Source organism: Planosporangium mesophilum (genome assembly GCF_016863255.1).
Taxonomy (GTDB): domain Bacteria; phylum Actinomycetota; class Actinomycetes; order Mycobacteriales; family Micromonosporaceae; genus Planosporangium; species Planosporangium mesophilum.
In genome coordinates this window covers 1-14,384 of record NZ_BOON01000030.1, presented here as the reverse complement: position 1 = coordinate 14,384, position 14,384 = coordinate 1, and the positions used below count along the sequence as shown (strand labels likewise).

7 protein-coding genes are annotated in these 14,384 nt (G+C 73.5%); 2 read left to right on the top strand and 5 right to left on the bottom strand.

Translation table 11 applies throughout. From position 1 onward, the window contains the following. Positions 1-126: 126 nt before the first annotated feature. On the top strand, positions 127-1,551 hold the full coding sequence (locus tag Pme01_RS15500; RefSeq protein ID WP_168116453.1) for a UDP-glucose dehydrogenase family protein: 1,425 nt from the start codon (positions 127-129) through the stop codon (positions 1,549-1,551). Between the two features lie 210 nt (positions 1,552-1,761). Beyond that, entirely contained in the window at positions 1,762-7,029 is a 5,268-nt protein-coding gene (locus Pme01_RS15495; RefSeq protein WP_168116454.1) for an SCO7613 C-terminal domain-containing membrane protein, read from the top strand. A gap of 52 nt (positions 7,030-7,081) precedes the next feature. On the opposite strand, the gene purE is transcribed toward Pme01_RS15495, so the two are convergent. The 5 genes from purE to Pme01_RS15470 form a co-directional block, all read right to left on the bottom strand. Continuing rightward, positions 7,082-7,579 carry a 5-(carboxyamino)imidazole ribonucleotide mutase gene (gene purE / locus Pme01_RS15490; RefSeq protein WP_168116455.1) on the bottom strand — a complete coding sequence of 166 codons (498 nt, stop codon included), beginning with the start codon at positions 7,577-7,579 and terminating at the stop codon, positions 7,082-7,084. Beyond that, a complete protein-coding gene (locus Pme01_RS15485) occupies positions 7,572-8,714 on the bottom strand; it encodes a 5-(carboxyamino)imidazole ribonucleotide synthase (RefSeq protein ID WP_168116456.1) in 1,143 nt (380 codons plus the stop codon). The genes purE and Pme01_RS15485 overlap by 8 nt, the downstream gene beginning before the upstream one ends. A 68-nt stretch (positions 8,715-8,782) precedes the next feature. Beyond that, complete coding sequence (gene abmR, locus Pme01_RS15480) at positions 8,783-9,352, bottom strand: ATP-binding transcription factor AbmR (RefSeq protein ID WP_239088255.1); 570 nt, start codon at positions 9,350-9,352, stop codon at positions 8,783-8,785. A 144-nt stretch (positions 9,353-9,496) separates the two neighbouring features. Then, complete coding sequence (locus Pme01_RS15475; RefSeq protein ID WP_168116457.1) at positions 9,497-11,485, bottom strand: thioredoxin domain-containing protein; 1,989 nt, start codon at positions 11,483-11,485, stop codon at positions 9,497-9,499. Between the two features lie 38 nt (positions 11,486-11,523). Beyond that, the gene (locus Pme01_RS15470) at positions 11,524-14,031 is read right to left on the bottom strand and encodes a putative bifunctional diguanylate cyclase/phosphodiesterase (protein WP_168116458.1); all 2,508 of its coding nucleotides are present in this window, start codon (positions 14,029-14,031) and stop codon (positions 11,524-11,526) included. Positions 14,032-14,384: the final 353 nt, after the last annotated feature.

Below are 14,384 nucleotides of genomic sequence, written 5' to 3'. Positions count from 1 at the left end.
GCCGTCTGTGGCGATAAACGCAATATTGACGACGTTTGTCCAGGTACCCGTCAGATATATTGACCTCGAGCGGCCCCGCGCGACACCCTTGTGCGCCGACGCCCATCACACCAACGGAGATGCCGCGTGACGATCCCATACCCCAGCACGACGCCCGCCGCGGTGACGCCGCCGTCCGGTGCCGCGCGTCCGCGTCTGACCTTCCTCGGTACCGGCTACCTGGGTGCCACCTACGCGATCTGCTTCGCCGAACTGGGGTACGAGGTCCTCGGGTTCGACGTCGACAAGGCGAAGATCGCGATGCTCTCCGAGGGTCAGGTGCCGTTCCACGAGCCCGGCCTGGACGAGCTGCTCCGAAAGAACCTCGCCTCCGGCAAGCTCCGCTTCTCCACGTCCTATGAGGAGGTGGCGGACTTCGGTGACGTGCACTTCATCTGCGTGGGTACGCCGCAGCGGGCCGACGGCATGGCCGCCGACCTCTCGTACGTCGAGAGCGCCGTGACCAACCTCGCCCCGCACCTGAAGCGCAAGGCGCTGATCGTGGGCAAGTCGACGGTACCGGTCGGCACCGCCGAGTGGATCGAGCAGCTGGTCCGCCGGCACGCGCCCGCCGACGCCGGCGTCGAGGTCGCGTGGAGCCCGGAGTTCCTCCAGGAGGGCTTCGCCGTCGAGGACGTGCTGCGGCCCAATCGCATCATCGTCGGCGTCCGGAGCGAGTGGGCCAACGCCATGCTCTACGCCGCGCACAAGGGTGTCTTCGACCTGGCCATGACCGAGGACCGCGAGGTTCCGGTGGTCGTGACCGACTTCGCCACCGCCGAGCTGGTCAAGGTGGCCGCGAACGCGTTCCTGGCCACGAAGATCTCGTTCATCAACGCGATGGCCGAGGTCTGCGAGGCCGCCGGCGCGGACGTGACCCTGCTGGCCCGCGCCATCGGGTACGACCCCCGCATCGGCAACAAGTTCCTGCGTGCCGGCGTCGGCTTCGGCGGCGGCTGCCTGCCCAAGGACATCCGCGCGTTCCAGGCCCGCGCCCAGGAGCTGGGCGCCGGCGAGGCGCTGCGCTTCCTGCACGAGGTCGACCTGATCAACCAGCGGCGCCGCCAGCGCGTCGTCCAGCTCGCCGCCGAGCTGCTCGAGCGCCCGTACGGCCCGGCCGGCCCGGACCTGTCCGGCGTCCGCGTCGCCGTGCTCGGCGCCACCTTCAAGCCCAACTCCGACGACGTCCGCGACTCGCCGGCCCTGTCGATCGTGCGCAAGCTGGCCCGCTCCGGCGCGCAGGTGAACGTGTACGACCCCGAGGGCATGGAGAACGCCAAGCGCGAGGTCGGCGACGTCTCCTACACCAAGGCGCTGACCGAGGCGGTCGCCGGCGCGGACCTGGTCTGCGTCCTCACGGAGTGGGAGGAGTTCCGCAACGCCGACCCGCAGGCGCTCGGCGAGCTCGTCGCCGGCCGCAAGGTGATCGACGGACGGAACTGCCTCGATCCGGTCGTGTGGACCGCCGCCGGCTGGGAGTACCGCGGCATGGGTCGCCCCGTCTTCTCCTGACCCTCACGCCTGTGTCCGCCACGATCGATCACCGATCGTGGCGGACACATTTATGATCGTGACGCGCGGAAGACCGCCGAAACACGCAGAATCCTTCTGTGGAAGCCTCGCGTACGGGAAACTCCCGTAAGAGGCGCCGGGTGCTGACACACCCGTCCGGCGGGAGGGAGCGGCGTGGACACCTATCAGTGTCCGGTCTGCGGTGGCACGGTGACACGGGACGAGGGGTGCCGCCGCTGCGGCAGCCCGTACGACCAGGACGTCGCCGCGCTGGCCATGTTCAAACGGACCGTGGCCGCGCTCGAGGCCAAGAAGCGCCAGTACGAAAAAGACCAACTGCTGCTGAAGACGCAGCTCGCGCACGCGTCCGCGCAGCGCGACTCCCTCGCCAGACGGGTACGCGCCAAGTTCGACCGGGAGGGCGCCGGCCGCGGCCAGGGCCGCTCGCTGCGCTCCCGCATCACGCGCCGCGGGGATACCGATCCCGTCACCGACTCCGTGGACGAGTCCACGGGTGCCGAGCCGGAACAGCCGACCGCTGGCGCGGCACCGGCTCCCGGCGCGACACCGACCTCCGGGGCGGCACCACACAGGACAGCCCCGCCCACGGCACCGCCGGGCGGTGCGCCACCCGGGCGCCCGGGTGAGCGGCCCGCCCGCGCGGGCGAGCCGGGCGAGGCAGGTGAGCGATCGGGTGAGCCGGCGCAGGCCGGTCGGCCGCGGCGCACCGGAGGGCTTCCGCCCGCCATCGCCGGACGCCTGCCCGGTGTGCTGGCCGACGCCCCGCCGAAGGTCGAGACCCGCAGCCCCCGGACGCCCCGCCCGCCGGTGACCGGGCCGGGGCGCGTCGGCGGCGCGGAGACCACCACCGCGACCTCCCAGAGCGCGCTGCTGGCCGTCGGCGGCCTGCTGCTGGCCGGCGCCGCCGTCGTGCTCGCGGTCTTCGGGTTCGGCAGCCTCGGCTCGATGGGGCGGGTCGCCCTGCTCACCCTCGCCACGTTCATCCTGCTCATGCTGCCGGTACGGCTGGCCGTCCGCGGCCTCGTCGCCACCGCCGAGACCATCGCCTCGGTCGGGCTGCTGATGGTCCTGCTCGACGGGTACGTCACCTGGTCGTTGGGGCTGCTCGGGGCGTCGTTCATCTCGACACCGGTCTACTTCGGATTCGTCTGCCTCGCCACGGCCGCCATCGCGACCGCTTACCGGGGCGCGAGCCACCTCATCGCACCCCGGTACGCCACGGTCCTGGTCCTGCAGCCGGTCCTGCCGCTGCTCGGGTACGACTGGATCTCCGGCCCGGCCGGCTGGGGGCTCGCGCTGGCCGGGGTCACCGCGCTCGACCTGGCCCTCGGCATCAGCCTCACCCGCCCCGGCCGGTTCGCCACCCTGGCCGGCTTCGTCCGGCCGGTACGCCTGCACCGGCCGCACCACGAAGAGCCCGAACCGGTCGACGACGGCACGCCCCCGGTACGCCCGGAGAGCGCCCCGGAGGAGCCGGAGGACGTCAAGACCTCGTCCGACTTCCCCACCCGACCGGAGCCCGCCCCGAAGCCGGCGCCGACCCCGACGCTGACCGAGCCGGCCCCGGCCGTCCAGGCGCCGGCCATCCTGCGCGACCTGACCTGGGTACTGTTCACCGTCGCGTTCGGAGCGTCACTGGCGTACGCCACCGTCGCCCTCACCACCGCCACCACACCCGGACCCGCGGTACGCGCCGCGCTGGTCCTGCTGCTCGCCGCCGGGCTGGGCCTGGCCGGCGCGCTGACCTGGCGGCGCAACCCGCTGCCCGACCTCGCCGGAGGGCTGGCCACCCTCGCGGTCGTCGTCGCGGTCACCCGGGTCGGCATGGTCGCGCTGCCCGGCCGGGCGCTGCTGTTCGCCGCCCTCGCGGTCGCGGTCGCCGCCGTGGTCGTACCCCTGCTGCCGACGGCCGCCCGTACCGGTCCGCGGCTGGCCAGCGGCGTCGCTGCGGCGGTCACCGGGCTGGTGCTGCTCGCCCAGGCGGTACCGGCGATCGTGGCCCCGGTCAAGGCCGCGTACCCGTGGTGGCGCGCCGACCTCCCCGGGTACGCGCAAAGGATCGGCGACGCGGCCGGGCCGACCGGGTGGCAACTGGTCGTGGCGGGCGCACTGCTCACCCTCGCGGCGGCGCTCGCGCTACCCGGTTCGCTCCGCGTCAACGCCGCGCTCGCCAGCGGTGTCCTCACGATACTCACGATGCCCGCCGCCTGGCACCTCAACTGGGTGGTCACGCCCGCCGTGCTCGTGATCGCCGCCGTCGCGGTGGGCGCGAGCGGGCTGACCGCGCGCGACGAGGAGGCCGCGAACGGCTTCGTGGCCGCCGCCGGGGTTCTCGGCGGGTACGCCGCCCTCACCGGGCTCACCCACCCGGCCGCGACGTCGTTCACGCTGGCCGCGATCACGCTCGGCGGGTACGTGATCGCGACGCTGCGGCCACCCCGTACCGACCCGCAGGCGGAGCTGGTGGGGCAGCGCGTCGGCGAGTGGGCCGCCGGCGGTGCGGCGTTCGCGCTGCCCGGTGCCGTCTGCGCCGGGCTCGCCTCGCTGGTACGCGAGGGGGTCTTCCCCGGCGCCAACGCGTCCCTGGTTCTCGCCGGTGGCTTCGTCGCCGTGTCGGGCACCCTCGGGTACTCGGCCTACCGGCTCGTGTCCGGCCGCCGCGAGAGCCGGCCACTGCTGCTCGGTACCTCGCTCGGCGCGTTCGCGGTGGCCATCGGGGCGCTGGCGGGCCGCGGCACGACCGTCATCGACATGGCCGTCGGCATCCTGCTGGCGACCGGTGCGATCCTGCTCTGGACCGCGCCCTCGTTCGGCTCGCGGATCGTGTTCGGCCAGGATCTCGACGGCAACGACATCGCCGCCGCGGCGGTCACCGCCAGCGCCACGGCGGCCCTGGCACGGGTACTCGCGCTGGCCGTACCGGGTATCGGGCTGGTGACGACGGCGGTGCTCGTGGTCGCCGTCGCCACCGCGGTCCGGCGGCTGCCGGCGCGGCAGCGGCGCGGCCCGGTCGCCGGCGAGATGGCCATCGGAGCGGTGATCGCGGCGGCCAGCGGCGCGGCCGCTCTCGGTGCCGCGGCCGGCGTGATCCACGCGGCCAACCCGGTCTGGCAGGCCGACCTCGGCCCGGCCTGGGGGCACACCTCGGCGCAGTACACCCCGTACGGGTGGCAGGCGCCGGTGGCGCTGCTGCTGATCGCCCTGGCGGCGGTGATCGTCGTACCGCGCCCACAGGGCGAGGACATCGCGACCGTCGCGATGGGGCTCGCCGCCGTCGTCGCCCCGGTCGCGCTCGGGCTGCCCTGGTGGTCGCCGATGGTGGTCGGCCTGCTGGCCATCACCGGGCTGGGGGTGGCCGCGTGCCTGGCCGACCTGCCACGGGTGGCGTACACCCGCGTCGGCGTCGCCGGGCTGCTCGCGCTGTACACCGCCGCGGCCAGCCTGGTACGGCCCGCGTCCACCGCCGCGACCCTGCAGAGCATCGCGCTCGTCGGCACGCTCGTCGCGGCGCTCGCCGGGGTCCGGCTGGCCGACGACCGCGTCGGACGGGCTCATCTGGTACCCGTCGGCGGCGGCGCCGTCGCCGCCGCGGTGCTCTCGTTCACCGGCGCCGCGGCCGCGCTGTCCGCCGGCGGCCACCACCCGACGCCGGTGGTGCTCGCCGGCGCCCTCGCCGCCACCAGCCTCTCGCTGGTCGTGACCGGGCTGGCCTGCTGGCGTACGCCCGGCTTCCTGCCGTACCTGACGGCCGCGGTGGCCGTCGCCTGCACGGCGACCGCGCTGGCGGCACTGCCGCACCGGCTGCCCCTCGGGCTGTACGGGGCGACCGGCGCCCTGCTCGGCGTGCTGGCCGAGCTGATGCGGGTCGGCGCGGTACGCCGGATCGGCTGGCGCCCGGAGGACGGCTGGCAGCCGGTGGCCGACTGGAGCCCGGGCCGCGGACCGCGGTTCGACCAGTGGATGCCGGGGCGGGGCTGGCTCGGTATGGGCCGCTGGCGCCCGGCCGGTGAGCCGATCGGCTTCGGGGGCGGCGCGGCGGCCGCGAGCGCCGTACCGGCCGCGATCGCGGTGGCCGCCGTGGCGCTGCCGCTCGTCGCCGTCCTCTTCGGCCCGTACCACTTCGGGCTGCACCCGTGGACCTCTACCCAGACCGGCGCGGGCAACCTGGCGTCGTTCAACGGCTGGAAGGCGCACGCGACCGACGTGATCACGATGGCCGTGCTGACCTTCGCGGCCGCCCTCGCCGCCCTCGGGCTGGGCGGGTCACGCGAGCAGGTCGCGAACCGGACCGTCGCGGTGGTCGTACCAGGTGCCGCCCTGACCCTGCTGCTCATCCCCACCGCCGCGCACCTCGACCATCTCCAGGCGACGTTCGCCCTGCTGGTGACGACGCTGTGCGGGCTGAGCCTGGCGCTGACCCTGCCGCCGGCCCCGGACAGCATCGAGGGCGGGCCGCTGCGGACGGCGCGGCGGCTGGTGTTCGCGCTGGCCGTGCTCGCCGCGATCGCCGGGCAGGTCGGCAGCCTCGCGACCCGGTCGATGACGATCCAGGCCCTCGCGGGCTCGGTGGTGGTCGGCGCGATCGGCGCGCTCTGGGGCCGGTACCCGCTCGCCCGGATGATCGGCTGGCACGTGGCCGTGGGTACCGCCCAACTACTCGCCTTCGCCGCCAGCCTGGCCGCCGGCCACCCCGCCCGCTCGGCGGCGTTCCCGCTGCTCGGCGTGGCCGCGATCGCCGTCGCGCTGGCGGCGACGCTGCCCCGGCTGCGGCCCACCGTCTCGGTCGACACGGAGGCCACGGTCATCGAGGCGACCGCTCTCCTCGGGCTGGTCGGGGCGCTCGTGCTGACCTCGGACAACACCCGCTACACCGCGCTGGCCTGCACCGCGCTCGGCGCCATCCTCGGCCTGGCCGCGCTGCGCCCCGGCCGGCCGGAGAAGTACCTGCAAGGTCTGATCTTCGCGGCGGCCGCGGCCGAGGTCGTCGGCGTGTGGCTGCTGATGAGCACCGGCCGGGTAGAGCTGCCCGAGGCGTACAGCCTGCCGTTTGCCGTGTTCGCCCTGCTCGTCGGCGTCTTCGAGCTGCGCCGCCGGCCCGACCTGGGTAGCTGGTTGGCATACGGGCCCGCCCTGGTCGCCGGCTTCGCGCCCAGCCTGGCCCTGGTCCTGATGGCGGACGGCGCTCCCGCGCGCCGGGTACTGGTGATCGTCGCCGGGGTACTGACCCTGGCGGTGGGCAGCGTCCGCCGGCAGAAGGCGCCGGTCGTGGTGGGCAGCGCGGTCACGGCCGTCGCGACGCTGCACGAACTGCTGCGGCTGTCCGCGATGCTGCCCTGGTGGGTGCTGCTCCTGCTGTTCAGCGCGGCCGGTGCGCTGCTGATCAGCCTGGGTGCGACGTACGAGAAGCGCCGTCACAACGTGGCGCGACTGCGTGGCGCCTTCGACCGCCTGCGTTGACCCCATCTCCGCGATCGTGGACAGTGAGGCCGCCTACAGCCGGTCTACCGGTCTAGCTGTCCACGATCTCCGACTGGAGCGCGGCGTCCTTCTCGGCCACCAGGCGCTTCAGGTCCTCCTGGTACGCCGCCATCCTCGACCGCAGCGCCTCGTCCGACGCGGCCAGGATGCGTACCGCGAGCAGGCCGGCGTTGCGGGCGCCGCCGACCGACACCGTGGCGACCGGCACCCCGGCCGGCATCTGCACGATCGACAGCAGCGAGTCCATCCCGTCGAGGTACTTCAACGGCACCGGCACGCCGATCACCGGCAGCGGCGTCGCCGAGGCGACCATGCCCGGCAGGTGCGCGGCGCCACCCGCGCCGGCGATGATGACGCGAAGGCCACGCGAGGCGGCGCTGTGCGCGTACTCGATCATCTTCTCGGGCGTCCGGTGCGCGGACACGACGTGTGCCTCGAACGGCACGTCGAACTCGGCGAGCGCCTCGGCGGCGGCCTTCATGACCGGCCAGTCCGAATCACTGCCCATGATCACGCCAACGTCAGGCATGCGGGTCCCCACCCTCGGTCAGCCAGCGGGCGGCCCGCGCCGCACGCGCCCGTACGTCGTCAAGGTCATCGCCGAGCACGGTCACGTGCCCGATCTTGCGGCCGGGGCGGACCTCCTTGCCGTACAGGTGGACGCGCGCGCCCGGCTCGGCGGCGAACAGGTGGTGCAGGCGCTCGTCGATCGACATGCCGCCCTCGGTGCCGCCCAGCACGTTGGCCATCACGACCACCGGGGCCGCCAGCGACGTGTCGCCCAGCGGGTAGTCGAGCACGGCGCGCAGGTGCTGCTCGAACTGCGAGGTACGGGCGCCCTCGATCGTCCAGTGCCCGGAGTTGTGCGGGCGCATCGCCAGTTCGTTGACCACCAGGCCGTCGGCCGTCTCGAACAGTTCGACTGCGAGGATGCCGACGACGCCGAGCTCGGTCGCCACGTCGATCGCCAACCGCGTCGCGGCGCAGGCCAGGTCCTCCGACAGGTTCGGCGCCGGGGCCAGCACCTCGACGCAGATGCCGTCGCGCTGCACGGTCTCCACCACCGGGTACGCGGCGACCTGCCCGAACGGCGACCGGGCCACGACGGCGGAGAGTTCCCGGCGCAGCGGCACCCTCTCCTCGACGATCAACTCGGTGTCGGGCGCCGGGTCGTCAGGACCCAGCATCCAGACACCGCGCCCGTCGTACCCGCCGCGGACGGCCTTGGCGACGACCGGCCAGCCGACCTCTGCGGCGAAGTCGGCGATATCGGACGGCGACGAGACCGCGCGCCACCGGGGAACGGGAAGTCCGAGCGACGAGAGGCGCTCGCGCATGGCGCGCTTGTCCTGGGCGTACCGGAGGGCGTCGGCGCCGGGCAGCACCGTGACGCCCTCGGCGGCCAGCGCACGGATGTGCTCGCCCGGTACGTGTTCGTGGTCGAACGTGACCACGTCGCACTCCTTGGCGAACTCGCGCAGCGCGGCGAGGTCGGTGTGGTGGCCGAGGGCGACGTTGGGGGTGACCAAGGCGGCGCCGTCGGCGGGCGAGGTAGCGAGAACCCGGAGGGACTGGCCGAGCGCGATCGCGGCCTGGTGGGTCATCCGAGCGAGCTGACCGCCGCCGACCATGCCGACAACGGGCAGACCGGTGTGGGAATTCATCGGCGCAAAGACTACCGCGCCCCGGACACTCCGTTACAGCTCCGGGCCGCTTACCGGCACGGGTCGCCCTAAAGCTCCGGGCCGCGGCGGCGCAGCTCATCGACCGCACCCATGGCGGCGCGCAGCTCCGCCAGCCAGGCATCGGCGTGCTGACCGACCAGGTTCACGCACCAGCCGAGCGCGTCCGAGCGCGAGCGCGCGACGCCGGCGGCGACGAGCGTGTCCAGGACCTGGCGGTCGTCCTGGCGCAGCCGGGTCATCACCGGAGCGGACAGCGTCGTGAACAGCTCACGGGTGCCGCCGGCCGCCGCCCCCCAGCCGACCTTGCGCCTGTACCGGTGCTCGAGCTGCCGGGCGATGGCGACCCGCCGGTCCCGGGTCGACTCCCGGAACGATGCGATCCTGCCCTGTTCGGCCGCTGCCCGGTCGGCGTCGGCGGCGTCCTGCGCGAGGGTCGGCTCGGGCAGCCGGCCCACGATGACGATCTCATCCCGGTCGATGCTGATCTCCGGTGTACCGGTGAACCAGTCATCGGGCAGCGCCCCCGCGATCCAGGCCGGGGCGTCGTCGGCGGGCGGCGGCTCCGTACGGCCGCCGCGGCTCCAACCGGCGCCCATCCCCCAGTGCTCTTTCCTCATGGCGGCCTCCTCCTCCGGTGCATTGATTACATGCTTACATCGTTGCACCAACCGGAGCGCCATTGTGTTCGCTGGCAGCGAACAGGACGGATGACGCGCCGATCCCGGACACCCGACGCGGGAGTCCAGGATCACGAAGAGCACCTACGACAGCTTGGCGACCAGCTCGTCCACGGTCGTCACGGGCGCGTCGCAGACGAACCCGCGACACACGTACGCCGTGGGCTTCCCGCTGAGCGCCGGACGGCCCACGAGCAGCGGTACCCCCGGCGCGTCCGGCTCGCCGGCAACGATGACCGCGCCCGGGGGCGCCGCCCGCCACGCTGCCTCGATCATCGGCTCGGCCTCCCCGACGGGGCCGGCGATGGCGATCTCGTACGGGCCCGACAGCAGCGCCTCACCGGTCGCGCAGGAGTACCCGGCGAACCTCGCGTGCTGCGCCGCCAGCGCGGCCACCTTGGTCAGCGCCAGCTCCGCCGTGTCGCGGTACCGCTTGTCACCGGTCAGCGCCGAGTACGCGGTCAGCGCCGCCAGCAGCGCCGACAAGCCCGACGGGGTGGCGTTGTCGGTCGGGTCGGACGGCCGGGTCACCAGGCGCTCGGCGTAGTCGGCGGTGTCGTAGAACCCGCCCGAGGAGTCGGCGAAGTGCTCCAGGGCATGGTCGAGCAGTTGGCCGGCCAACTCCAGCCAGCGGCCCTCGCCGCAGTACTGGTGCAGCGCGCAGAACGCCTCGGCCACGGCGCCGTAGTCCTCCAGTACGCCCATCGGCTCGCCGACGACCCCGCCCAGCGACACCCGGCGCAGCCGGCCGTCGACGATGTGGTCGACCAGGACGTTGCCGGCCTGCACCATCGCCGCCTCCAGCGCCAGCGCGTTGGACTCCCGCTCCCCCGCGATCGCCAGGTACTCGACCAGCGCGGTCACCACGAGCCCGTTCCACGAGGCGACGACCTTGTCGTCCCGGTCCGGCTGCGGACGGCCCGCGCGGGCGTCCAGCAGCAGCGCCTTCACCCGCTCCAAACGCTCCCCGTCCTCGGGGTCGACGGGCAACTGCAGCACGCTCGTACCGTGCTCGAACGTCCCCTCCTCGGTGACGTTGAAGACCCTGGCCGCCCAGGCGGCATCGTCGTCACCGAGCACCTCGGCCAGCCCGGCCGGCGTCCACACGTACGTCAGCCCCTCGACGCCGTCGGTGTCGGCGTCCAGGGCGGACGCGAAGCCGCCCTCGCCGGTACGCATCGAGCCGAGCAGGAAGTCCGCGGTCTCCCGGGCCACCCGCAGCGCAAGCTCGTCGCCGGTCAGCCGCCACAGGTGCGCGTACGCGCGCAGCAGCAGCGCGTTGTCGTAGAGCATCTTCTCGAAGTGCGGCACCGTCCACGTGCGGTCGACGCTGTACCGGGCGAAGCCGCCGCCGAGCTGGTCGTAGATGCCGCCGCGGGCCATCGCCTCGCAGGTCCCCCGCACCATCTCCAGCGACCGCTCCGAGTCGGTGCGCTGGTGGTGGCGCAGCAGGAACAGCAGGTTCATGTGCGGTGGGAACTTGGGCGCGTCGCCGAACCCGCCGTACCGCTCGTCGTACTCCCGCGACAGGGACGCGGCGGCCGAGTCGAGCACCTGGGCGGTCATCGGCCCGGTGGGGAGGCCCATGCCGCTGGCGCGGGCGATCGCCTCCACGACCGCGGAGCTCTGCTTCAGCACCGCCTCGCGGTTGTCGCGCCACGCCTCGGCCACCGACTGGACCAGGCGCACGAAATTGGGGCGGGGAAAGTAGGTGCCACAGAAGAACGGCTCGCCGTCGGGGGTCGCGAAGACCGTCATGGGCCAGCCGCCCTGGCCGGTCATCGCCTGCGTCGCGGTCATGTAGACCGCGTCGATGTCGGGGCGCTCCTCGCGGTCGACCTTGATCGGTACGCACGCCTCGTTGACCACGGCGGCGACGCCCTCGTGCTCGAAGCTCTCGTGGGCCATGACGTGGCACCAGTGGCAGGCCGCGTACCCGATAGAGATCAGCACCGGTACGTCGCGGCGCCGGGCCTCCTCGAACGCCTCGGGGCCCCACTGCCACCAGTCGACCGGGTTGTCGGCGTGCTGCCGGAGGTAGGGCGAGGTGGCGTCCGCCAGTCGGTTGGCCATGGGTCCACCCTACGCGCCACCAAGATCGCCGGCAGCCGTCAGCCGGCGCCCTCCTGGCGCAGCGGGACGACCTCGGCGTCGGTCAGCCCGTGCAGCACCTCGACGATGCGCTCGGGCGGCATCGGCGGGTGGAAGAAGTAGCCCTGCGCACCGGTACAGCCGAGCGCGGTCAGCACCGCACGCTGCTCGGCGGTCTCCACACCCTCCGCGATGACCCGCAGGCCCAGGCGGTGGGCGAGGTCCACAGTGGTCCGTACGATCGCGGCGGCGCCGGCGGACTCGACCATGCCACGGACGAACGCCCGGTCGATCTTCACCTCGTCGACGGCCACCCGGGTCAGGAACGTCAACGACGAGTACCCGGTGCCGAAGTCGTCGACGGCGAACTGGACGCCCAGCTCGCGCAGCGCGGAGAGCACATCGTCGATGACGCTCAGCTCGCTCATCACCACGGTCTCGGTGATCTCCAGGACCAGCCGGTCCGGCCGGACGCCGTGGAGGTCGAGCAGCGCGGCGATGTCGGCCGGCAGGGTCGCGTCCAGCAGGCTGCGCGGCGACAGGTTGACCGCGATGGGTACGTCGAGGCCTTCGGTGGCCCAGCCCGCCGCGACGGCGAGCGCGCGGTCGAGCACGTACCGGGTGAAGTCACCGAGCAGCTCGCTGTGCTCGATGACGGTCACGAAGTCGTCGGGCATCAGAGTGCCCCGACGGGGGTGGTTCCACCGTACGAGCGCCTCGACGCCGGTGACGCCGCCGCCTTCGCCGAGCCGGACCGCCGGCTGCAGGACGAGCGTGAGCTGATCGTCGACGGCGAGCGCCTCGCGCACCTCGGCCAGCAGCGACAGCCGGTCCGTGCTGGCCAGGTCCCGGGCCGCGTCGTACCAGCCGACCCGCACCCCGCCGCGCTTGGCCTGGTACATCGCGATGTCGGCGCGGCGCAGCAGCTCGGTCAGGTCGACCGAGCCGGCGACCCCGACGGCGACGCCGACGGACGCCTCGACCGAGAGCTGGACCCCGGCCACCTCGGTCGGGACGGCGAGGCCGCGGACCAGGGCGCGGGCCCGGACCAGGGCGTACACCACTTCGTCCGGGTGATCGGTGACCAGCCACCGCGGCGGTTCGATCCCGCCGCCGGACAGCTCCGGCAGCAGCAGCGCGTACTCGTCGCCACCCAACCGGGCCAGCAGCTCGCCGGGGCCGAGCGCCTCGCCCAGCCGCGAGCCGGCGATCCGCAGCAGCACGTCACCCGCGCCGTGGCCAAGGGTGTCGTTGACCTCCTTGAAGCGGTCCAGGTCGAGCAGCAGCAGGGCGACCGGCGTACCGGCGGGCAGCTCCCGCAGCAGCCGGTCGCCGGAGGTCAGGAACCCGACGCGGTTGGTCAGCCCGGTGAGCGAGTCATGGATGAGATCGCGGGTGCTGCGCTCCCCCATCTCCCGCAACTGCTCGTGGCTCGCGGCGTCGTGCAGCGCCCCGGCGAGGGCATCGGCGTACGCGGCGAACATGAGCCGGTCGCGGGAGCCCATCCGGTCCGGCAGTCGCAGGCGGATCCGCAGCTCACCGACGTGCACCCCGGCCACGGAGAGGTCGCGCGCGACGGTGCCGGGCTCGTCGGCGTCGCCGCACTCCCACCCCTCGACCTCGCCGTCGCGCGAACCCGCGTACGCCCGGACCGCGCCGCCCGGCGTGATCAGCGACAACCGGGCCCACTCGCCGTCGAACAGGCGCAGCGCGCACTCGATGCCGGCCCGGATCGTCCCCTCGTCGTCGAGCCGGTTGAGCTGGCGCGTCGCGTCCGCGAACGTCTGCCAGTTGCGCCGTTCGTCGTCGATGCGCAGCCGGTACGCGTACGCCCGGTGCAGCAGCCACAGCGCGGGTGGCAGCAGCGCCAGCCAGCGTGGGTTCACCCCGTACAGGCCGACGACGAGCAGACCGACCGCCACGTTGCCGATCACCATCGGCAGCTTGCTGGCGTTGGCGCTGCGCAGTACCGGCGGGAACGGATCGCCGTTGCGGCGCGCCACCCGCCACGAGACCACGCCGAGGCTGGTGACGGCGTACCCGCCGGCGGCCAGGAACAGCGCCGCCGCCAGCCGCGGGGTGAGCGGATGCCGGTAGGTCACGGTGAGGAGGTTGGCCGCGGCGGCGGCCGCACCGCTGGCGAGCGTGAGCACACCGGTGCCCCACACCGCCGAACTCCGTACGGGCAGGTCCCGGCGCCGTACCTGGATCACGCGGGCCAACCCGACGCCGACCAGCGTCACCGGCGGCACCCAGGCCGCCGGCAGCAGCACGCAGAGGATGACGACCGCCGACTCGCCCCAGGCCAGCCCGATCGCGCCAGTGCCGACGCGTACCCGCAGCATGGGCAGCTGGGCGGCGATCACCACGCCGACCGCGATCGCGAACCAGGCGGGGTGCGGCGCCGGCGCGTCGAGCGCGGGGATACCGGTGTCCAGGACGTGGCTGCCCACCAGTACGCCGGCGGTGGCCAACGCGAACGCGAGCAGTGGCACGAGAGTGCCCTGACGCCGCAGCGTTGCCGTCATCCGCCTTACCTCTCCCGCCCCCGGAGCCCAGGCGTGCGCTTCCCCGAGGAGATTATCCGTACGGCGGTCGATGCGACATCGGTCGCGCCGGTTACCGCCGTCACCCGGACGGCCCTGGGAGCGATATCAGCGGTGATCGCGGGGGTGACGTGGCGGTGGGGCGAAGGGGTGGGCCGACTCACCGGTAGCGGGAGGTCACGACGGACGAAAGGCACGCGCCGACCACCCATGCCCGCCCCTCCCTCACCGTCCAGCCGGAGGCTAGAGCAAACCCGAGGGAGGGATCCAATCCGTTCGTTGTATTAGGACGGAATGGCGACGAAAATCCGGTTTGCGGCTCCGGGGGGGGGGGG